General features: G+C 59.7%; 20 protein-coding genes. 14 read left to right on the forward strand and 6 right to left on the reverse strand.

Annotated elements, in window-relative coordinates:
- The first annotated feature begins 453 nt into the window (after positions 1–453).
- On the forward strand, positions 454–1,131 hold the full coding sequence (locus AC6GQJ_RS17625; RefSeq protein ID WP_500774129.1) for a hypothetical protein: 678 nt from the start codon (positions 454–456) through the stop codon (positions 1,129–1,131).
- A 7-nt stretch (positions 1,132–1,138) separates the two neighbouring features.
- Here the strand turns inward: AC6GQJ_RS17625 and AC6GQJ_RS17630 are convergent, their stop codons facing one another.
- Complete coding sequence (locus AC6GQJ_RS17630) at positions 1,139–1,837, reverse strand: substrate-binding periplasmic protein (protein ID WP_500774130.1); 699 nt, start codon at positions 1,835–1,837, stop codon at positions 1,139–1,141.
- A gap of 208 nt (positions 1,838–2,045) precedes the next feature.
- Positions 2,046–2,519: a c-type cytochrome gene (locus AC6GQJ_RS17635; protein ID WP_500774131.1), complete on the reverse strand. Its 474-nt coding sequence runs from the start codon at positions 2,517–2,519 to the stop codon at positions 2,046–2,048.
- 214 nt (positions 2,520–2,733) lie between these two features.
- Here AC6GQJ_RS17635 and idi point away from each other — a divergent pair, with 214 nt between their 5' ends.
- Both idi and glpK read left to right on the forward strand, forming a co-directional pair.
- Entirely contained in the window at positions 2,734–3,261 is a 528-nt protein-coding gene (gene idi / locus AC6GQJ_RS17640; RefSeq protein ID WP_500774132.1) for an isopentenyl-diphosphate Delta-isomerase, read from the forward strand.
- Positions 3,262–3,385: 124 nt separating this feature from the next.
- The gene (gene glpK / locus AC6GQJ_RS17645) at positions 3,386–4,861 is read left to right on the forward strand and encodes a glycerol kinase GlpK (RefSeq protein ID WP_500774133.1); all 1,476 of its coding nucleotides are present in this window, start codon (positions 3,386–3,388) and stop codon (positions 4,859–4,861) included.
- Positions 4,862–4,921: 60 nt separating this feature from the next.
- Here glpK and AC6GQJ_RS17650 read toward each other — a convergent pair whose 3' ends face one another.
- Positions 4,922–5,824 carry a LysR substrate-binding domain-containing protein gene (locus AC6GQJ_RS17650; protein WP_500774134.1) on the reverse strand — a complete coding sequence of 301 codons (903 nt, stop codon included), beginning with the start codon at positions 5,822–5,824 and terminating at the stop codon, positions 4,922–4,924.
- A gap of 228 nt (positions 5,825–6,052) precedes the next feature.
- Between AC6GQJ_RS17650 and AC6GQJ_RS17655 the strand changes: the two genes are divergently transcribed.
- The 3 genes from AC6GQJ_RS17655 to AC6GQJ_RS17665 are packed head-to-tail and all read left to right on the forward strand — an operon-like array spanning position 6,053 to position 8,982.
- Entirely contained in the window at positions 6,053–7,042 is a 990-nt protein-coding gene (locus AC6GQJ_RS17655) for a TRAP transporter substrate-binding protein (RefSeq protein WP_500774135.1), read from the forward strand.
- Position 7,043: 1 nt separating this feature from the next.
- Positions 7,044–7,640: a TRAP transporter small permease subunit gene (locus AC6GQJ_RS17660; protein ID WP_500774136.1), complete on the forward strand. Its 597-nt coding sequence runs from the start codon at positions 7,044–7,046 to the stop codon at positions 7,638–7,640.
- Between the two features lie 37 nt (positions 7,641–7,677).
- Entirely contained in the window at positions 7,678–8,982 is a 1,305-nt protein-coding gene (locus AC6GQJ_RS17665; protein ID WP_500774137.1) for a TRAP transporter large permease, read from the forward strand.
- A gap of 114 nt (positions 8,983–9,096) precedes the next feature.
- Here the strand turns inward: AC6GQJ_RS17665 and AC6GQJ_RS17670 are convergent, their stop codons facing one another.
- Positions 9,097–9,771: a 4-carboxy-4-hydroxy-2-oxoadipate aldolase/oxaloacetate decarboxylase gene (locus AC6GQJ_RS17670; protein ID WP_500774138.1), complete on the reverse strand. Its 675-nt coding sequence runs from the start codon at positions 9,769–9,771 to the stop codon at positions 9,097–9,099.
- Between the two features lie 218 nt (positions 9,772–9,989).
- Here AC6GQJ_RS17670 and AC6GQJ_RS17675 point away from each other — a divergent pair, with 218 nt between their 5' ends.
- The 8 genes from AC6GQJ_RS17675 to AC6GQJ_RS17710 all read left to right on the forward strand — a co-directional run bounded on the left by AC6GQJ_RS17675 (position 9,990) and on the right by AC6GQJ_RS17710 (position 16,705).
- On the forward strand, positions 9,990–10,436 hold the full coding sequence (locus AC6GQJ_RS17675; protein ID WP_500774139.1) for an acetyl-CoA carboxylase biotin carboxyl carrier protein: 447 nt from the start codon (positions 9,990–9,992) through the stop codon (positions 10,434–10,436).
- On the forward strand, positions 10,433–11,797 hold the full coding sequence (gene accC / locus AC6GQJ_RS17680) for an acetyl-CoA carboxylase biotin carboxylase subunit (protein ID WP_500774140.1): 1,365 nt from the start codon (positions 10,433–10,435) through the stop codon (positions 11,795–11,797). The genes AC6GQJ_RS17675 and accC overlap by 4 nt, the downstream gene beginning before the upstream one ends.
- The gene (pxpB, locus tag AC6GQJ_RS17685) at positions 11,790–12,443 is read left to right on the forward strand and encodes a 5-oxoprolinase subunit PxpB (RefSeq protein ID WP_500774094.1); all 654 of its coding nucleotides are present in this window, start codon (positions 11,790–11,792) and stop codon (positions 12,441–12,443) included. Before accC ends, pxpB begins: the two co-directional genes overlap by 8 nt.
- A complete protein-coding gene (locus AC6GQJ_RS17690) occupies positions 12,440–13,408 on the forward strand; it encodes a 5-oxoprolinase subunit C family protein (RefSeq protein ID WP_500774095.1) in 969 nt (322 codons plus the stop codon). The genes pxpB and AC6GQJ_RS17690 overlap by 4 nt, the downstream gene beginning before the upstream one ends.
- Position 13,409: 1 nt before the next feature.
- A complete protein-coding gene (locus tag AC6GQJ_RS17695; protein WP_500774096.1) occupies positions 13,410–13,805 on the forward strand; it encodes an acetyl-CoA carboxylase biotin carboxyl carrier protein in 396 nt (131 codons plus the stop codon).
- Entirely contained in the window at positions 13,802–14,575 is a 774-nt protein-coding gene (locus AC6GQJ_RS17700; protein WP_500774097.1) for a LamB/YcsF family protein, read from the forward strand. Before AC6GQJ_RS17695 ends, AC6GQJ_RS17700 begins: the two co-directional genes overlap by 4 nt.
- 59 nt (positions 14,576–14,634) lie before the next feature.
- Positions 14,635–15,411 carry an SDR family oxidoreductase gene (locus tag AC6GQJ_RS17705; protein WP_500774098.1) on the forward strand — a complete coding sequence of 259 codons (777 nt, stop codon included), beginning with the start codon at positions 14,635–14,637 and terminating at the stop codon, positions 15,409–15,411.
- A gap of 85 nt (positions 15,412–15,496) precedes the next feature.
- On the forward strand, positions 15,497–16,705 hold the full coding sequence (locus tag AC6GQJ_RS17710; protein ID WP_500774099.1) for an aspartate transaminase: 1,209 nt from the start codon (positions 15,497–15,499) through the stop codon (positions 16,703–16,705).
- Positions 16,706–16,854: 149 nt separating this feature from the next.
- Here the strand turns inward: AC6GQJ_RS17710 and AC6GQJ_RS17715 are convergent, their stop codons facing one another.
- Positions 16,855–17,829 carry an ABC transporter ATP-binding protein gene (locus AC6GQJ_RS17715; RefSeq protein WP_500774100.1) on the reverse strand — a complete coding sequence of 325 codons (975 nt, stop codon included), beginning with the start codon at positions 17,827–17,829 and terminating at the stop codon, positions 16,855–16,857.
- Entirely contained in the window at positions 17,826–18,818 is a 993-nt protein-coding gene (locus tag AC6GQJ_RS17720; protein WP_500774101.1) for an ABC transporter ATP-binding protein, read from the reverse strand. Before AC6GQJ_RS17720 ends, AC6GQJ_RS17715 begins: the two co-directional genes overlap by 4 nt.
- Position 18,819 lies beyond the last annotated feature (1 nt).

Below are 18,819 nucleotides of genomic sequence, written 5' to 3' on the forward strand. Positions count from 1 at the left end.
GGTTGTCGCCCGCTGCGGGACGTTAAATCTGCTCCGTTTCAGATTTACGCTGCTTTTGCGGAAAAAGCAAAAGGCGTTTATCGTGATTCTGATACGGCGATAACCTGCCCGATATGGCGCAAAACCTACGACATACAGGGAACGAGTGATTCTATCCGTTCAAAGGCCGACGCACGATATTTAGGGGGACACTACAGAACACACCACGACAGAATGGGGGACACAACTGCCCCTTAAGGTGACAGCCTAGATGTCCCCCTATACCATTTAACCTTATTTTCTTTTTTGAATTGGGGTTTGGATTACGACAGATGTCATAGCCTCTTGACAGAATCATGGTTCAGGACGCAAATCAGAGGCAGAGATGGAAAAGCGGCTAGAACTGCGGGGAAACCCACCATCGGCAGGCAAAACTGTTAGAGCACAGTTTTCTAGAAATCAGTGAGGGCAGCCATGCAAACGCTACGGCCGGTGGGCCAAGGCGCGTCTGCGCGTAAATACGATATTATCACAGCGATGGGTGCCTATGCACTGGCGCAGGACAAACACGAGCAACGCCGCGTATTGCGTTTGTTGACCTTGATGACCGCGCGATACAACTGGGCCCGCGATGAACTGTCCGTTGGCCAGCGCGAAATCGCACGGTTGTGGTCAGTAGACGAGCGAACAGTAAAACGCGAGATGGCCCTGTTGCGTGCGCGAGGCTGGCTTGTGCTCAAGCGGCAAGGTGCACGCGGTCGGGTCGCGCAATACGGGCTGGACCTTGAAAAGATGGTGATGGACACTGAAGCCCATTGGTCCGCTGTTGGGCCGGATTTTGAACTGCGCATGGGGCAGGAAGACGAAGTGAAAGTCGTTCCGATGCCCGTCAAAGGAGAGGTGCGGGCGCCAGATATCAGCGATGGCACCGAATGGGCCATGGCGCAGGCGGTCTTGCATGGCGAAGATCCAGGCGTTTATGCCAGCTGGATTGCGGGATTGCAGCGTAGCGAGCGGGCAGGGGGGCGGCTCACCTTGCGCGCACCGTCGCGTTTCCATGGCGCTTATGTCCAAACCCATCTTGAACGGCGCATCTTGGCGGCGTGTCGCGATGTGGATGCCGACGTGACCGAGGTGCGGATCATCGTCTAAGGAATGCCTATTCGTACTCAGCGACTAAGGCCGCAACAGTCCCGTCGGCAACGATGCTTTGGATTGCACCGCGATAGATCTCGGCGAGGTCCGCAGGATATTTCAGCCCGGCAGTAACATAGACAGGCACCGAATAGATGGGTGCGCTAGCGTACAGGTTCGGTGCTAACTTCAACTCATCCCAAAGCTCTAACGCGGCTGTCGCAGACTGTGCCCACGCATCAATGCGCCCCGCATGTAACATGCGCGCGCTTGATGCAGGGTTTGGAAGCCGCACAAGATTGTCAAAGCCGAGACCTGTCAGGAACCGATCTGCCGAGGCATCGGTCTCCACCGCGATCCGCGCTAGGTGCCGTCCTTCTTCAATATCGTTGACCGGTGCCTTCAGGGAAAGAAAGCTCAGCTCCGCCGCATGGTACGTTTCGATCCACTGGAATTTTGCTTCTCGTGACGAATTGCGGAAAAGTGCAGGCATCATGCACGATGGATCACTTTGCAGGCGGTGTAAGGCGCGTTGAAAGGGCAGTATCTCGATCGATATTTCACGCTCTGCCCGCGCGGCAGCCGCGCGGATGATGTCGATGGAAAAGCCTGCGTTTTCGACCGTATCTCCGATGACAAAGGGCGGATAAAAGGCGGCGATCACACAGTCCGGCGCGGTTTGTGCTTCGCCCCTGGCTTGGGACATGAGCAGACCAAGCGACACTATAACGCCTCCCAGCAACCGGAGTATGGAAGGGAAGTGGCACCGCATCATAGACGTAAACCTTGCTCAAAAGGGCAGGGAAGGTGCCCGCGATCCAGCAATGCCATCCAACCTTTAACAAAGCCTGAAGTGCCGCAGACAACCGGACAAAGAAAAACCGCCGCCCAAGGGACTGGACGGCGGCTTACAATACGAATTTGAAATGCAGTTACTCTTCTGCAGCTTCGGCCTCGGGCGCGGGCGATAGGGACGCGAGGTAGGCGTAGATGTCCTTTGCGTCCTCTTCTTTCCGCACTTTGTAGGTCATCTTGCTGCGGCCTTTGTCACCGGTCACTTCGCGCAGGTATCCGGTTGGGTCTTGTACATAGGCAACAAAGACTTCTTCGTTCACCACAACATCTTCGAGCGTGGCGGCCTGTTGGTTGATGTCGGAATAGCGGAAGTCCTCAACCTTGCCGAAATTGTTGCCGACGATGCCGTAGAGGTTGGGGCCAGTTTTTCCGTTCTTGCCGGCAAGCTTGTTTCCATCCTCATCAACGACGACGTGGCAGGACGTGCACTGGCGAAACGCTTTTTCACCGGCCGCTGCATCGCCTGTGGCAGTCAGATCGGCGCCATGGCCGTCAGCGAAGGCAGGCAGCGCCAATGTGGTCGCGGCCAGAATTGCAAAAGTGCGGAACATGGTAATCTCCTTTGAATAGGGTATGCCCAAGAACGTAGCGATAAACCGGCTGTGTCAACTGTTCGCAGTGGCCGAACCACGCGCCTGCGACAAATTGCGTTCGGGGGATGTGGGGCGAAAAGCCACTGACAGACCGCGCATCGGGGTGTTTCGGCTTCTTCTTCGGGCGCGCTCGAACTATTGTCCGCACAAGCTCGATAAAGGTGCAGTGCATATGGCGATCATGATCCCCGCTTGGGTAGACGGTAAGCTGACCCCGGTGGAAAAGCTCGACGCGCATAAGCGCGGTTTGAAACACAAGGCGGTATCGGTCTTTGTGCTGCACGGCTCGGCCATATTGATGCAACGACGCGCTTTGGGAAAATATCACACGCCCGGTCTGTGGGCGAACACCTGCTGCACGCATCCGGAATGGGATGAGGCACCGTTGGATTGTGCCACGCGTCGTCTGGACGAGGAAGTTGGCCTGAAACACCTCTTTCTGCAGCAAAAACATCATCTGGAATACCGCGCCGAAGTCGGCGGCGGTATGATCGAACACGAGGTGGTCGAGGTGTTTGTGGGCAGGGTTGATGAACTCCCCGATGTGACCATGAATCTGGAAGAGGTCATGGATATCGCGTGGATCGAGTACGCCGATCTCGTGGCGATGGTAGATCAGGATCCTGACCGCTTTACCCCTTGGCTGCGCATTTATCTGGCGGACCATGCCGCGACGATCCTTGGCCCCGACATAACGTAGCGCGAAGCCCCCCCGTTTCGGCAGTCGCAGCGTTGAAGCGCGGATCACTTGCCACTACACATTGCGCTGTGGCGGGCAGGAATAACATGCGCGCTGCACGGGATGGAAAAAGGGGAGGGGCCGCATGAAACACATTCTGGCGATCGATCAGGGCACGACATCATCACGGGCCATCATTTTTGACGCGGATATGAAGCCGATTGCGTCCGCGCAAGAAGAATTCCAGCAACACTTTCCAAACAGCGGCTGGGTGGAGCACGATCCCGAGGATCTGTGGGCCACGGTGCAGACCACATGCGCCGCGGTGCTGGAAAAGGCAGGGCTGGGCGCAGACGATATCGCGGCCATCGGCATTACTAACCAGCGCGAAACGACTGTGATCTGGGATGCTGAAACCGGCAAAGCCCTGCATAACGCTATCGTGTGGCAAGACCGCCGTACCGCTGCGATCTGCGAAGAGTTGCGCGAAAAAGGCTATGCCGATCAGGTGGCTAATATCACCGGATTGTTGCTCGATCCCTATTTCTCGGCCACCAAGGTCAAATGGATCCTTGACCAGAACGAGGGCGCGCGTGAACGTGCCGCTGCAGGCAAATTGCTCTTCGGTACTGTGGACAGCTTCCTGATCTGGCACATGACAGGCGGCAAGGCACATGTGACCGACGCGACCAACGCGGCGCGCACAATGCTCTATAACATCCACAAGGGTGAATGGAGCACCGAGATGTGCGAGATGCTCGATATACCGATGAAGATGCTGCCCGAAGTGCGCGATTGCGCATCGGACTTTGGCGTCACCGACCTGTTGGGCGGTGAAACCCCGATCTACGGCGTTGCAGGGGATCAGCAGGCCGCAACGATCGGCCAAGCCTGTTTTAAGCCCGGTATGTTGAAATCGACCTATGGCACAGGGTGCTTTGCCCTGCTGAACACGGGCGACACGGCGGTCATGTCGAAAAACCGCCTGCTGACCACCATCGGCTACCAACTGGATGGCAAGCCGACCTATGCGCTCGAAGGGTCGATTTTCATTGCTGGCGCTGTGGTGCAGTGGTTGCGTGACGGGCTGGGGATTATCTCTAACGCGTCCGAGACACAGGCGCTTGCCGCCGAAGGGCGTGGGACGGTGACGTTGGTGCCCGCGTTCACCGGATTGGGCACGCCCTACTGGAACCCCGATTGTCGCGGCGCCGCCTATGGTCTGACCCGCGATACCAGTCCTGCCGACATGGTGCGCGCCGCGCTCGAAAGCATCGGCTTCCAGACCCGAGATTTGTGGGAGGCGATGCGTTCTGATTGGCCAGACGAGGCGGGGGATACTGTGCTGCGCGTCGATGGCGGGCTCAGCGCGAATGACTGGGCGATGCAGTTCCTGTCGGACATGTTGGGCGCGGCGGTTGACCGGCCAGCGGCGGTTGAGACGACTGCGCTCGGTGCTGCGTGGCTGGCTGGAATGCGGGCGGGCGTCTATCCGGATATGGACGGGTTTGCGGACAAATGGGCCTGTGAGGCGCGTTTTGAACCTGCCCTTGCTGATGCGGATCGCGATGCCGCTTATGACCGCTGGAAGCGTGCCGTGGCCGCGACCCAAATGGTCTAGGCCGTCGGTGGTTTAAAGACCCATCCCGAGGGGCCGCTCTTTGGCCCCTCGTTTGTCGGATTACTCGGTCAGTTGCCGCGACAGATCGATCAGGCATTTCTGCACTGCCAAGGTTGCTTCGGTCAGCGGCAGTTGGGCCGACCAGAACACCGCCATATTGGTGCGCATGTTGGGGCGGCAGATCGGGTGGACCCGCGCTTCTGGCACGCGGCGCTGGACCGCGCGGGCGGCCGACAGGGGAAGGATCGTATCGGCCAGCCCCTCGCTCAGCGCGTTTGACAGCACCGAAATCGATTCCGTCTGCGCGACAACATGGGCGGTCATCCCGATACGGGCCAGCGTCGTATCAACAACCTGACGCAAGGTGTGGATCTTGCTGGGCAGGATCAGCGGGCGCGCGACAGTATCGGCAAAAGTAATCTCTGCATTCTCTTCCAGCGCGGTCGATGTAGTAACAAGGTGCAGTTCCTCGGTCGAGATTTTTTCATAGGCGAGGCTGGGGATCGAGCCGGGAAAGAAGATCAGGGCAACATCCATCTTGCCTGTCATGATCAGCTCGCTCATCGCGCCGCCGCCGACGTTTTCGTTGATGTAAAGCATGATGCCGGGATAGTCGGCACGCAGTTTTGCAATCAGTTGCGCGGCCAGCAATGACCCAAGGCCAAGCGGCGCAAGGCCCACGCGCACAACGCCACGGATGTCTTCGGACGCGGTCTGGATATCCAGTTCCACCTCTTCCATCTGCCGCAGGATCCGTTGGGCATGTTTATACAGCACCTTGCCCGCCTCGGTCGGCACCACGCCCCGTTTGGAACGCACCAGCAACGGCTTGCCATAATGCGACTCAAGCGCGGCAACCTGCTGACTCAGCGCAGGCTGTGCGATGTGAAGGATTGAAGAGGCGCGGGTGATACTTCCGATGTCGATGATCTTGACGAAGGAATGCAGCTTTCGAATGTCCATAGGCCTTTATTAGAGGCTCCATACCCGATAAGCCATGCCCAAAAATATGGACGGACCCACGGTAAGGGACATCGTCGAAGCATAAGATTCTGCGATCACATCAGAGCGAACCTGTGTTTTCGCTGTCCTGGCAATCGGACTAGCATGTCGGTGTCATAACCAAGAATTAGAGGTCACGCGCCGCATTACAGCACGGTGGCCGGCGACCTACCACATCGGGAGAATTGCATGTCTGTCTTTAAATCTTTCCTTCTCGGCGCGACTGCCGCTGTTGCCGCAGCCAGCACCGCCGCCGCAGAAACCAACCTGCGCCTGTCGGACGTCCTGCCCGAAGGCAACTTCATGGTCGAAAACGCCCGCACCTTTGCGGAAGCTGTCAAAGAAGCGACAGACGGCGAAGTCACGATCACCGTCAGCGCCGCCGGTTCGCTGGGTTTCAAAGGCCCCGACCAGTTGGGTGCCGTCCGTGACGGTCTGGTCGACATGGCCGACATCAACATCAGCCAACAGGTTGGCAGCAACCCGCTGTTCGGTGCCGAAGGCGTGCCGTTCCTTGTGAACGACATGGACGATCTGAAATCCTACCACGAGTTCCTGCGCCCCGAGCTTGAGAACCTGTTCGAGCAGAACAACCAGAAGCTTCTGTATATGGTGCCGTCGCCTGCACAATACGTCTACCTTAACGAAATGGTCGACAGCATCGACGACTTTGAAGGCATTCCGGTACGCGGCGCCGACAAGAACACCGTCGACATCATCAGCAGCATCGGCATGGACGGCGTTGTGATGCCATGGGGCGAACTGCTGCCCGCGCTGGCATCGGGCCGTGTCAAAGGCGTCGCCACCTCGGCCACATCCGGCGTTGACGGGCGGTTCTGGGAATTCCTCGACTACATCTATGCGACGAACCACACATGGGGTTCCAACGCCGTCACCATCAACATGGACGTCTGGAACAGCATCTCCGAAGAAGATCGCGCTGCCATCGAAGAAGTTGCCGCCACGCTTGAGCCTGACTTCTGGGAAGTGTCGCGCGCCGCGGATGTCGCCAGCGTCACCACCATGGAATCCGAAGGCATGACCCTTGTGCCGCTGTCGGACGAACTGATGGCCGAAATCGGCGAACGCGCCACCGTCGTGCAGGACGCCTTCTTTGAACGCGTGCCAGCGGCCAAGCCGATTGCCGACGCATATCTTCAGTCCCGCGCCAATGACTAAGGTGCAAGACACCACGCATGAAAGTGCGGCGGCCCCAGGGCCGTCGCCGCGCGGTCCGGTCGCAGCCCTTCAACGGGCTGCTGATCTGGTTTCGCTGCTGGGGGCATGGATCGCCGGTGGGTGTATCCTCGCACTGACCCTTCTTGTGCTGGCGGATATCCTGTTGGCTTTCCTCAGCAAGTATTTGCATTTCGTGCCATCTGGCACCGGTGTCGGTTGGGAATACAGTGCCTACCTGATGGGCGCGGCCTTTTTGCTGGGCGCTGGTATGACCCTGCGGGCCGGTTTACAGCTGCGGGTCGAATTGGTGATGTCATCACACCGTCGCGTTCTGACCCGTGTGCTCGAGGTTGTTTCGGCCACGCTCGGCTCCGCTGTCAGTGTCGCGATGGCCGTCTGGCTGTTCAACTTCACCATGCGCACTTACGGCTATGGCGAAGTGTCACAAGAAAGCTTTACGCCTTTGTGGATTCCACAGGCGGTGCTGACGCTTGGGGCGGCTGTACTGGCGTTCCAGATGGTGGCGCGGCTTGTCAGTGCATTGGCCGGACACACCCTAGATAACCCAACGCTTGGTGCCGCCAGCGCCATCGAATAACGCGCCTCTCTGGCCAAAAAGAATAAGGACACCTCACATGGGAGCGATCGTTTCCAGCCTGTTCGGGCTGCTTTTCGGAACTTTGGCGGCGGGCGCGTGGATCGGCATTGCTTTGCTGTCGACGGCGATCGGCCTGACGGTTCTGTTCACGCATATTCCGATCGACCGGCTGTTTCCCCAATATGTTTTCAACATCCTGACAACGCCTGATCTGGTCGCGTTGCCGTTGTTCATCCTGATGGGTGAATTTTTGTTTCGCACCAAGATTTCGCAGGCGCTGTTTACGGGCCTTGCCCCATGGGCGGGCCTGTTGCCGGGTCGTCTGCTGCACGTGAATATCGTGGGCTGTTCGATCTTTGCCGCGATTTCGGGATCGTCCGCGGCGACCACGCAGGTGGTGGGGCGCATGACGTTGAAGGAACTGCTGTCGCGCGGCTATTCGCCGGAACTGGCAATTGGCGGTCTCGCGGGGGCTGGGACACTCGGCTTCCTTATCCCGCCGTCGACCGTAATGATTATGTACGGCGTGCTGGCCAACGAATCCGTGTTGCGCCTGTTCACAGCGGGTTTCCTGCCCGGTTTGCTGCTTGCCTCGACCTTCGGGGCCTACATCATGATCCGCAGCGCGATGAAACCTGACCTGATCCCAGAAGGCGAACGCGCACTGCGCCACATGCCCCTGCGCAAACGCTTTGCCGCACTGCGCGATTTGGCGCCTGCACTGTTCCTGATCCTGTGTGTTCTCGGGTCGATGTATGGCGGTCTGGCCACCCCGTCCGAGGCAGCTGCGCTTGGTGTGCTGGGGGCATTTCTGGTGTCGCTGCACCAGCGGTGCCTGACGCTGAAAGTACTGCGTGATGTCCTGCTGGGTGCGGTTCAGACCTGTTCCGTCATGGGGATCATCATTCTCGGGGCCTCCGTTCTCGGCAACGTCACATCAACACTTGGAATTCCTGCGGCGGTGGCAAATTTCGTCACTGCGCTGGACCTTGCGCCGATTGTCCTGATCCTTGCGTTGATTGGCCTTTACCTTGTGCTTGGCACCGCCCTTGAAGGGTTTTCGATGATCGCAACGACCTTGCCTGTGGTTCTGCCACTGGTCGAGGCGGCGGGCTTTGACAAGGTCTGGTTCGGCATCTTCATGGTGCTGGTCGTCGAGATGGCGCAGATCACGCCGCCTGTGGCGTTCAACTTTGCAGTGATCCAGAACATCACGGGGCGCAGTACGGGATATATCGCGCGGGTGACCTTCCCCTTCCTGTTGATCATGATCCTGTTCGTGATCCTATTGGCGGTGTTCCCGCAGATCGTGACCTTCGTCCCTGACCTGCTGCTGGGATAGGGCAGGGGGCGACCTTGCCCCTTGTCAGAGACTAAAAAGCCCGGACCAGTTCAACTGTTCCGGGCTTTTCTTTGGTGAAAGACGCCCCACAAAGAACTGTGGGGCGCTAGGCCGTTACAGGTCGGTGGTCAGACCCTTGGCTTTAAGCACGGGTTCAAGCCCGCACAGGTCGATGACGGTACGACCGGCTTTGTATTTCTCGATAAGGTCGGTTTCGACGTCTTCGCGTTCTTGCGACAGGCGCGCCACTTCGGCAGCGTCTTCCTTGCGCACAACAACCAGACCGTCCGCATCGCCACAAATTACATCGCCGGGGTGGATCAGTTCGCCACCGATAACGATGTCCACGCCGGTCTTGCCCAGAGTTTCCTTGACGGTGCCCTTGATACAAACGCTTAGCGAGAATACAGGCAGGCCCAGTTCGATCAGCATTTCAGTGTCGCGCACGCCTGTATCCACGATCACACCTGCGATCCCTTTGGCGACGCAGGCATTGCCCAGTACGTCACCAAAGCAACCGGCGTCTTCATATTCGCCTGCGGACATGATGATTACATCACCGGCCTGCGCGTATTCGATGGCAAGTTGCAGCATCAGGTTGTCACGCGGCGCGCCCAGAACGGTAAAGGCAGGCCCGCACAGTTTCATGTTGCGGTCGATCGGTTTCAGGCGCGGGCTCAGGGCGCCAAGACGGCCTTGTGCCTCGTGAATGGTCGCGGTGCCGAACTTGGACAGCGCTTTGACGTCTTCGGGGTTCGCCCGTTCGAATTTGGTGATGATATTTGGCAAGTTATGCTCCTTCGGCATCTCTGGCGGGCGAGGGCCCGGACGCGCGCAGAATAACAAGGCACAAAATGGCCGGATAACATCGACTGTGTCTGACGTGATCGCGGATTGATATGCACCCGATGTCGGGTCATTTGAAACCGCTCTGACATCATTACCTCGGACCGATGCTAGTTTCGACGCAACACAGTCGATCCCAGCAAAGAGGAACCGGTTCGCATATGTCGACTACAGTCGAATCTCTGATCTCCTGCATGGAATGGGCAGCGCGTAACAAGTTGGACGAATACGCTTTTGTCCAAGACGGCCACCGCGTGACACTGCGGCGCGGATCGCCCGTGTCCCAAGGCGCGACCGCGCCTGTTGAACCGTCGGCGCAAGCGTTTACCGACGTATTTGCTGCCGCGCAGGAAGCCGCTGAACCGGCTGGTCTAGCGACGGTCACCGCCCCGCTGGCGGGCATCTGCCATCTGGCCCAAGACCCCGCATCGCCACCCTTTGTCGAGGTGGGCGCGACGGTGATTAAAGGGCAGACCGTGTGCGTGATCGAGGCGATGAAAGTCATGTCGGCCATCGTCGCGGATCAGGACGGCACTGTAGCCGAAATCTGTGTCGAGGACGGCGCGTCGGTCGAAGCAGGGGCCAACCTTGTGAAGGTGCGGGCATGAGTGATCAGCAAACAGTATTCATCGCCAACCGTGGCGAAATCGCCCTGCGGATCATCCGCGCCTGTCACCGCTTGGGCCTGCGCGTCGTCTGTGGTTTCTCCGAGGCGGACCGCGGGGCGCCCTATCTGGATCTGGCGGATGATGCGATCTGTATCGGCCCTGCTGCTGCGGCCAAAAGCTATCTCAACATTCCTGCGGTCATTCAGGCCGCGCAGTTGCTGAACGCGGATCTTGTACATCCCGGCTACGGGTTTCTGTCCGAAAACGCCGCCTTTGCCAAAGCTGTGGCAAAGGCGGGCATGACCCTGATCGGCCCGAATGCCGATGTGATGCGCCGTATGGGTGACAAGGTACAAGCCAAGGCCGCGATGATCGCCGCCAATGTGCCTTGCGTGCCCGGCCCTGACAGTTCCTTGCCCAAAGACCCCGATGCCATCAAGGCCATCGCTGAGGAAATCGGCTACCCCGTGATTCTCAAGGCAGCGGGTGGTGGCGGCGGGCGTGGGATGCGGATTGTGCGCGCCCCCGAAGAACTGGCCGAAGCCAGCATGCTGACCGCGCAAGAAGCGGCGCGCTTTTTCGGCAACCCCGATATCTACATGGAAAAATTCCTGCAAAAACCGCGCCACGTGGAAATCCAGATCATTGCTGACGCCCATGGTCAGGCGATCTGGCTTGGCGATCGTGATTGTTCGATGCAGCGACGCCACCAGAAACTGATTGAAGAGGCCCCCGCACCCGGAATTGACCGCGCCCTGATCGCCGAAGTGGGCGAGCGTTGCGCCGCGTCCTGCCGCGAAATCGGCTATGTCGGGGCGGGCACGTTCGAGTTCCTGTTCGAGGACGGCCAGTTTTATTTCATTGAGATGAACACGCGCATTCAGGTTGAACATCCGGTGACCGAACTGGTGACGGGGCTGGATATTGTTGCGATGCAAATCGACGTGGCGCGCGGTGCGAAACTGCCGATCACGCAGGATCAGGTCGCCACCACGGGCCATGCGATCGAATGTCGGATCAACGCCGAAGACCCCGAAACCTTTGCCCCCAGCCCCGGACGTGTCAGCGCGCTGCATTTGCCCGGTGGTCCGGGCGTGCGCGTCGATACCCACATGGTCGCAGGGTCCGAAGTGTCCGCACATTACGATTCCATGATTGCCAAGGTTATTACCTATGGCGCGACACGGGCCGAGGCGCTGTCGCGCGCGCAAACCGCGCTGGCCGAATTGCGCATTGAGGGTGTGAAATCCAACGCCCCGCTGCACAGCGCCCTGCTGGCCGAGGACGGGTTCGTCGCGGGCGGCGTATCGATCCACCATTTCGAACACTGGCTCGCCGCGAAGGAGACTGAAAATGCCTGAGGCAGGTCTTTTCCCCATTGGCAGCCGCACCTTCATCTATCAGGCCGACTGCCCGTTCGATCTGGACCACCAGCGGCGGTTCTGGGCCTTGGCGGACGCGGCCAACGCCCGCGATGACGTGGCCGAAGTCGTGCCCGGCATGACGAATCTGACGCTGCGGTTCGACCGCGTGCCTGCGGATCTGGACGATCTGACCCGCGAACTAGATGCCCTGTGGGCTGAAGGGCAGCAGAAAGACCTGACAGGCAAGATCCTCGAGATCGACATCGTCTATGGCGGGGCAGGCGGGCCGCACCTACAAGAGGTCTGCGCGCTGACCGACCTGAGTGTGGACGAGGTGGTGCGCCGCCATACGGCACCCGATTACACCGTTTTCGCCGTCGGCAGCCATGCCGGATATTGCTATCTCGGCGGGCTTGATCCGCGCCTTGAAACGCCGCGCCGCAAGGTGCCGCTGCAAAGCCTTCCGGGTGGATCGCTGTCGGTCGCAGGTTTGCAAACAGGCGTGTCCGCTTCGGCTGGTCCAAGCGGGTGGAACACCATCGGCGCGGCCGAGGTCAGCTTTTTCGACCCCACGAAACAACCCGCGGCCCTGCTGCAACCCGGGGATGCCATCCGGTTTGTCCCGACGGAGGTGATCGCATGATCGAGGTTCTGTCGATACCACCGCTCGCCACTGTTCAGGATCTGGGCCGTGTCGGCCATTGGCGGCAGGGGCTTGGCCGTGCGGGTGCGATGGACCCGCTTGCATTGCGGGTGGCGAATCTCTTGCTTGGCAATGATGAAGGTGCCGCGGCACTGGAAATTCCCCTGACACCTGCGCGATTTGTTTTTGCAGAAGACACTGCGTTTTCGCTGGTCGGTGCTGCATGCAACGCAACGTTGGACGGGGTGGCATTGCCGCGCTGTTGGGCGGGGTCGGCCAAGGCCGGACAGGAATTGATGCTGGGCGCGATGCAGGATGGCGCGCGCGTTTACCTTGGCTTGCCTGGCGGAATTAACGTGCCCGAAGTGCTTGGATCGCGCAGCACGCAGTTGCGCGAAGGGTTCGGCGGTTTTGACGGGCGCGTTCTTGGTCCAGGCGACCAACTGTCTGGCGCGGAACCCTGCGCCCGAATGGCCGCGATCAGCTATGCGCTGCCAGCGCTGCGCGAAAATGGGGCCGTCGATATTGTGCTGCGGGTGCTTCCATCTGCCGAGACACAGGAATTTTCGCCCGCCTCGCGCGCCGCGTTTTTCGAAACCCCTTACAAGGTGACACCGGCCAGCAACCGGCAGGGCTTCCGGCTGGAAGGGGCGGAACTGCACCGCGAGGCGCAGGGCGAACTGCGCTCGCACGGGATCGCCCCCGGCATTGTGCAGGTTCCGGGGGGTGGGCAGCCGATCATCCAGCTTGCGGATTCTGCGACGATGGGGGGCTACCCCAAAATCGCTTGCGTGATCGAGCCGGATCTGTGGCGCATTGCCCAAGCCCGCCCCGGCGACACGTTGCGATTTAAACAGATTGATCTGGAGCAGGCGCGTGCCGCCGAAGCCGCCGAAATCGCGATGTACGACGCCCTGCGCCGCAGCATCGCCCATGCCCGCCATCTGCAACATACGTGGAGTTGATATGTTCAGCGACCCAGACAAATCGCGCCTGATCGAGGCGATGCACCGCACCGGAACGATGCGGCTCGAGATTGAATGCGGCAGCGATATTCTGACGCTTGGCCTGTCACCAAGCACCCCCAATCAAGCCACTGCCCCTGTCGAAGCTGTGCCGGCAACCGTTGTGAAAAGCCCTGCCTTGGGCCGCTTTGCCGCCTGCGGTGGGGATGATGGGCTGAGTGCTGTGGCGGTTGGGGATCGCGTGCGTGCCGGTCAGGTTCTTGGCTATGTCGCGCTGGATGGCGCGCGCGTGCATGTGTTTGCCCCGAAAGACGGGGTTCTGGTCGCGAACCATGCGCAGGAGGATCAGATCGTCGGCTATGGCGATGCGCTGTTCGAACTGGAGGCTGACAAATGAAAATCGACATCAATTCCGACATGGGCGAGGGGTTCGGCCCTTACACGCTGGCCGATGACGAGGCGCTGATGGCGCAGATCAGCTCGGCCAATGTCGCGTGCGGCTATCACGCGGGCGATCCGTTGATCATGGAGCGCACAGTAGCTTTAGCGCGGGATCACGGTGTGGACCTTGGCGCGCATGTCAGCTTTCCCGACCGGATGGGCTTTGGCCGTCGCAAGATGGATATCCCGCTGCCCGAACTTGAGGCGCATGTGTTGTACCAAATCGGCGCGCTTGAGGCATTTGCCCGCCGCGCAGGGCACAGTATCACACATATGAACCCGCATGGCGCGTTGGGCAATCTGGCCAGCGCCGACCCGGCGATTGCCGAAGCCGTGGCAAAGGCCACTATGGATTTCAATCCGCAGATTGCGTTTCTTGTCCTGCCCGGCAGTGCGTTGGAAACAGCCGCATTGGCGCGTGGCGGCAAGGTTGTCCGCCTGTTCCTGGCGGATCGCGGATACCTGCCGAACGGCCAGTTGGCCCCGCGTGGCCAAGATGGAGCGGTGATCAAAGACGAAGCCGAAGTCGTAGCGCGCGTCTTGGGCGTTTTGCGCGACCAGAAGCTGACCTGCGTCACGGGCGAGGTGATCGACATGCCCGTGCAATCGGTTCTGGTGCATTCCGACACGCCCGGTGCGGTGACCCTTGCAAAGCGCCTGCGCCGCGAAATCACCGACAATGGCGGAAAGATCACGCCACTCACCCAACAATCCAACATCAACTGAAACCAACAGCCGCGGCACCTTCGCCGTGCTGGGACCACCCAAAAGGACAGGAATAAAGTATGCCTTTCTCTGACTACAAAACAGCCCTCGTGACCGGCGCATCTGGCGGGATGGGGCGTGGCATTGCCGAACGCCTCGCCCAAAAGGGACTGACCGTTCACGCCTTTGCGCGCAGCGCTGAAAAGCTGGATGCGCTGGCTGCGGAATATGACAACATCGTGCCTCACGCGGTGGACGTGACTGATCTGGATGCAGTTACAAAAGAGTTGGAGAGCCTCGAGATCGACGTGCTGGTCAACTGTGCGGGCGTGTCCCGTCCTGGCAGCCTGCTGCAATCGGAAGCGTTTGACATCGACGAACAGATCGACGTGAACCTGCGCGCCTGCCTGCATCTGGCACGACTGTTGCTGCCCGGCATGATGGAACGCGACAACGGTCACATCCTCAACATCACCTCGATGGCGGCGCATTACGAATTCGGCGGTCACATCGCCTATCACGCGACAAAGGCAGCGATGCACACCGTGTCCCGCCAGCTGCGTGTCGATGCGTTCGGCCGCCGTGTCCGCGTGACCGAAATCAGCCCCGGTCGTGTGGAAACCGACATCTTTGCCCACGTTGAAAAGATCAGCCCCGAAGAGGCCAAGGCGAAATATTTCGAAGGGTTCGAAATGCCGCAGGTATCCGACATCGCGGATGCAGTCGATTATGCGATCGGCACACCGAAATACGTCAACATCGGCATGATCGAACTGCTGCCGATCCTTCAGGTGCCCGGTGGTCTGCGTACCGCCAAGCGTGTCGGTGACGAAGTCATTCTGACCGGCAACAAGTAAGCGCTTTCGTGCGCTCCGGCCCTGCCTGCGAGATCGGGCGGGGCCGCTTCAGACAGAAAACAATGACGTCTCAGGAGATCAAACCGTGACAAGTCAGAAACTAGCCAACCGCGTAACGTCGATCCGCGTATCCCCGAGCGTCGCCGCCGCCCAGAAAGTCCGCGACCTCAAGGCGCAGGGCCGTGAAATCCTGAACCTGACCGTAGGAGAGCCGGACTTCGACACGCCCGAAGATATCAAACAGGCCGGCATTCAGGCCATCACCGAGGGTGATACAAAATACACCGCCGTAAACGGTACAGAAGCACTGCGCAAAGGTGTGCAGCATGACTTTTCGACCCGCCTTGGCATCGAATGCGGGCTGGACCAGATTTGCGTTGGCGGTGGTGCGAAACAGATCCTTTTTGTCGCCATGATGGCCACCGTCGAGGAAGGCACCGAAGTGATCGTGCCTGCGCCGTATTGGGTGTCCTATCCCGATATGGTCATCGCCAATGGCGGCACGCCTGTGATTGTCGAGTGTGGCGAGGATGTCGGGTTCAAACTTACGCCCGAAGCGCTTGAGGCGGCGATCACGCCAAAGACCCGTTGGGTCATCCTCAACTCGCCGTCCAACCCGACTGGCGCGGCCTATAACGGCGACGAATTGCGCGCCTTGGCCGCAGTAGTGAAACGCCATCCGCATGTATTGGTCATGTGCGATGAAATCTATGACCGGATCTGGTACGCGGATTTCAAAACCGAAAGCATTCTGGGCGTTGCCCCCGAACTGGCCGATCAGGCGCTTGTGGTGAATGGCGTGTCCAAATCCTATGCGATGACAGGCTGGCGGATCGGCTATGCGGTTGGCCCTAAATTTCTGATTGACGCGATCAACAAACTGCAATCGCAAATGTCGTCCTGCCCGTCGTCCATCAGTCAAGCCGCTGCCGCCGCCGCACTGACAGGTCCGCAAGAAGCTGTTGGCAAAACTGTCGAGGTTTACAAGGACCGCCGCGATCGTGCCTATGCGCTGATCAATGACATTCCGGGCCTCAGCTGTACGCTGCCCGATGGCGCATTCTACCTTTACCCCAGCTGCGCCGGTGTCATCGGCAAGACCACGCCCCAAGGTGACAAGATCGAAAACGACCTCGATTTCGTGCTCTATCTGCTGGAACAGGCTGGCGTGGCGTCGGTCCACGGCGGCGCGTACGGGCTTGAGCCTTATTTCCGCATCTCCACCGCAACCTCCATGGAAGTGATCGAGGCAGCTTGCGCCAAGATTGCCGAGGCGGTCGCGGACCTGTCGTAAGCCCACCCTTACGACACACCTCAAGGCGTCGGAGACTGTTTGAACAGTTTCCGGCGCCTTTTTTGTGTGTGCTGTGGTGAGGATTCCGGCTGTGATCTGGTGTCCGAAGATACAAAAAAGGCGGACCCATCGGATCCGCCTTTTCTGTTTTATGTGTACAGGTGGCACCCGACGCAGCGCCCGTCGGGCTGCGCCCTGAGATTGGGCGAGACCGTCTGGCAAATCTCGCCGATCTTGCGGTGACAGCGCGGGTGGAAGGAACAACCATCTGGGGGCGACAGGGGCGACGGCACCTCGCCGCCAAGAATAATCTCGTCGCGTTTCATGCCGGGCGTGCTGGGCAAGGCGGCCGATAACAGCGCCTCGGTATAGGGATGGTTGGGTTTGTCGAACACATCGTCCGTGTCACCCATTTCCACGATGGAGCCGAGATACATCACCGCAACCCTGTCGGCGAGGTAGCGGGTTGTCGCCAGATCATGCGCCACCAGCAAAAAGCTGACGCCGTATTCGGCCTGCATATCCTTAAGCAGGTTGATGATCTGCGACCGGATCGACACATCAAGGCCGGAAACAGGTTCATCCAGCACCACCAGATCGGGCCGCGAGACCATAGCGCTGGCGATGGCGATACGCTGACGTTGACCGCCGGAAAATTCATGCGGGAACTTGCGCGCATGGGCGGGGCCCATCCCGACAGCATCCAGCGCCTCGTGCACGCGGCGGTCGACCTCTTTACTGGTCAGCCGTTCGTTCACGATCAGCGGTTCGGCGACGAAGTCGCGGATACGGACACGAGGGTTGATCGAGGACCACGGATCCTGAAACACCGCCTGCACGCGCGAACGGTAGTTGCGCAGACCTGCGCCCGACAATTTATTGATGTCCTTGCCTGCGAACCGGATCGACCCGTTGGTCGGATCCTGAAGGCGCAGCAACAGGCGCGTCGTTGTCGTCTTACCGCAACCGGATTCCCCGACCAGTGCGAGTGTCTCGCCCTTGGAAATCTGGAAATTCAGGTCTTCGACAGCGCGGACGGTGCGGGTTTCGGTGGTGAACATACCGGCGCGCACTGCATAATGCTTTGACAGGTTGCGCGCCTCAAGAATGGGTGTGTCGGTCATGCGTCCACGGCCCTCCAGCAGCTTGTTGTGTGATCGCCTGAGGAATCCGCGGCGACGGTTGGCGGCGCTTCGGCCCTGCACCTGTCGTCGGCATAGGCGCAGCGTGGGGCAAAGGGGCATCCGGTGACATTGTCAGTCGGGGCAGGGGGCTGACCCGGAATGGTGGTCAGGCGCCCTTCGTGTCCGTGCAGGCTGGGCACGGCGGCGATCAGCGCCTCGGTATAGGGGTGGCCCGGATTGGCGAAGATTTTCGCCACGGGTCCGGATTCAACGATCTGGCCGTAATACATCACGATCACTCGGTGGCAGAGGTTGGCCACGATGCCGAAGTCATGGGTGATGAACAGGATCGCCATCCCCGTTTCTTCCTGCAACTGCTTGAGAAGCCGCAAGTATTGCGCCTGTACAGTTACATCCAGGGACGTCGTCGGTTCATCTGCGATAATGACTTTGGGACGGCACGAGATGGCGATGGCCCCGACCACGCGCTGCCGCATCCCGCCGCTCATCTCGCCCGGATAGTTGTCGATCCGGTGTTCGGGGGCGGCGACCTTCACCCGCCGCAAGGCGTCGATGGTGCGGTCGCGCAGCGTTTTGCGGGGTGCGTCGCTGTGTAGTTTCAGCGCCTCGCCGATCTGGTTGCCGACCGTAAAGGCGGGGTTCAGAGAGGTTTGCGGGTCTTGCAGGATCATCGAGATGTCCGCACCGCGCACCTGCCGCATTTCCTTTTCGCTCAGGTCCAGCAACTCGCGACCGTCCAGCTTGATACTGCCGCCACGGATCTTCGCCGCGTGTTTGGGCAGCAGTCGCATCAGCGACATCGCCGTCATCGACTTGCCAGAGCCGGATTCCCCGACAATGCCCAGCGTTTCACCGGCCTGAACCGAAAAGCTGTGATCGTTGACCGGAAAGAAGCTGCCGGCTTTGGTCGTCACTTCGACCTTAAGGTTCCGGACGTCCAGCAAGGCGCCTGTTTCTTGGGTGCTCATA

This window comes from Tateyamaria sp. 7Alg 36 (assembly GCF_059882455.1).

What these genes read in the sequence shown, in the direction of transcription:
- AC6GQJ_RS17625 (WP_500774129.1), top strand. Translation starts at nt 454, where the DNA reads ATGCAAACGCTACGGCCGGTGGGCCAAGGCGCGTCTGCGCGTAAATAC.
- AC6GQJ_RS17635 (WP_500774131.1), bottom strand. Translation starts at nt 2,519, where the DNA reads ATGTTCCGCACTTTTGCAATTCTGGCCGCGACCACATTGGCGCTGCCT.
- idi (WP_500774132.1), top strand. Translation starts at nt 2,734, where the DNA reads ATGGCGATCATGATCCCCGCTTGGGTAGACGGTAAGCTGACCCCGGTG.
- glpK (WP_500774133.1), top strand. Translation starts at nt 3,386, where the DNA reads ATGAAACACATTCTGGCGATCGATCAGGGCACGACATCATCACGGGCC.
- AC6GQJ_RS17650 (WP_500774134.1), bottom strand. Translation starts at nt 5,824, where the DNA reads ATGGACATTCGAAAGCTGCATTCCTTCGTCAAGATCATCGACATCGGA.
- AC6GQJ_RS17655 (WP_500774135.1), top strand. Translation starts at nt 6,053, where the DNA reads ATGTCTGTCTTTAAATCTTTCCTTCTCGGCGCGACTGCCGCTGTTGCC.
- AC6GQJ_RS17665 (WP_500774137.1), top strand. Translation starts at nt 7,678, where the DNA reads ATGGGAGCGATCGTTTCCAGCCTGTTCGGGCTGCTTTTCGGAACTTTG.
- AC6GQJ_RS17675 (WP_500774139.1), top strand. Translation starts at nt 9,990, where the DNA reads ATGTCGACTACAGTCGAATCTCTGATCTCCTGCATGGAATGGGCAGCG.
- accC (WP_500774140.1), top strand. Translation starts at nt 10,433, where the DNA reads ATGAGTGATCAGCAAACAGTATTCATCGCCAACCGTGGCGAAATCGCC.
- pxpB (WP_500774094.1), top strand. Translation starts at nt 11,790, where the DNA reads ATGCCTGAGGCAGGTCTTTTCCCCATTGGCAGCCGCACCTTCATCTAT.
- AC6GQJ_RS17690 (WP_500774095.1), top strand. Translation starts at nt 12,440, where the DNA reads ATGATCGAGGTTCTGTCGATACCACCGCTCGCCACTGTTCAGGATCTG.
- AC6GQJ_RS17695 (WP_500774096.1), top strand. Translation starts at nt 13,410, where the DNA reads ATGTTCAGCGACCCAGACAAATCGCGCCTGATCGAGGCGATGCACCGC.
- AC6GQJ_RS17700 (WP_500774097.1), top strand. Translation starts at nt 13,802, where the DNA reads ATGAAAATCGACATCAATTCCGACATGGGCGAGGGGTTCGGCCCTTAC.
- AC6GQJ_RS17705 (WP_500774098.1), top strand. Translation starts at nt 14,635, where the DNA reads ATGCCTTTCTCTGACTACAAAACAGCCCTCGTGACCGGCGCATCTGGC.
- AC6GQJ_RS17715 (WP_500774100.1), bottom strand. Translation starts at nt 17,829, where the DNA reads ATGACCGACACACCCATTCTTGAGGCGCGCAACCTGTCAAAGCATTAT.
- AC6GQJ_RS17720 (WP_500774101.1), bottom strand. Translation starts at nt 18,818, where the DNA reads ATGAGCACCCAAGAAACAGGCGCCTTGCTGGACGTCCGGAACCTTAAG.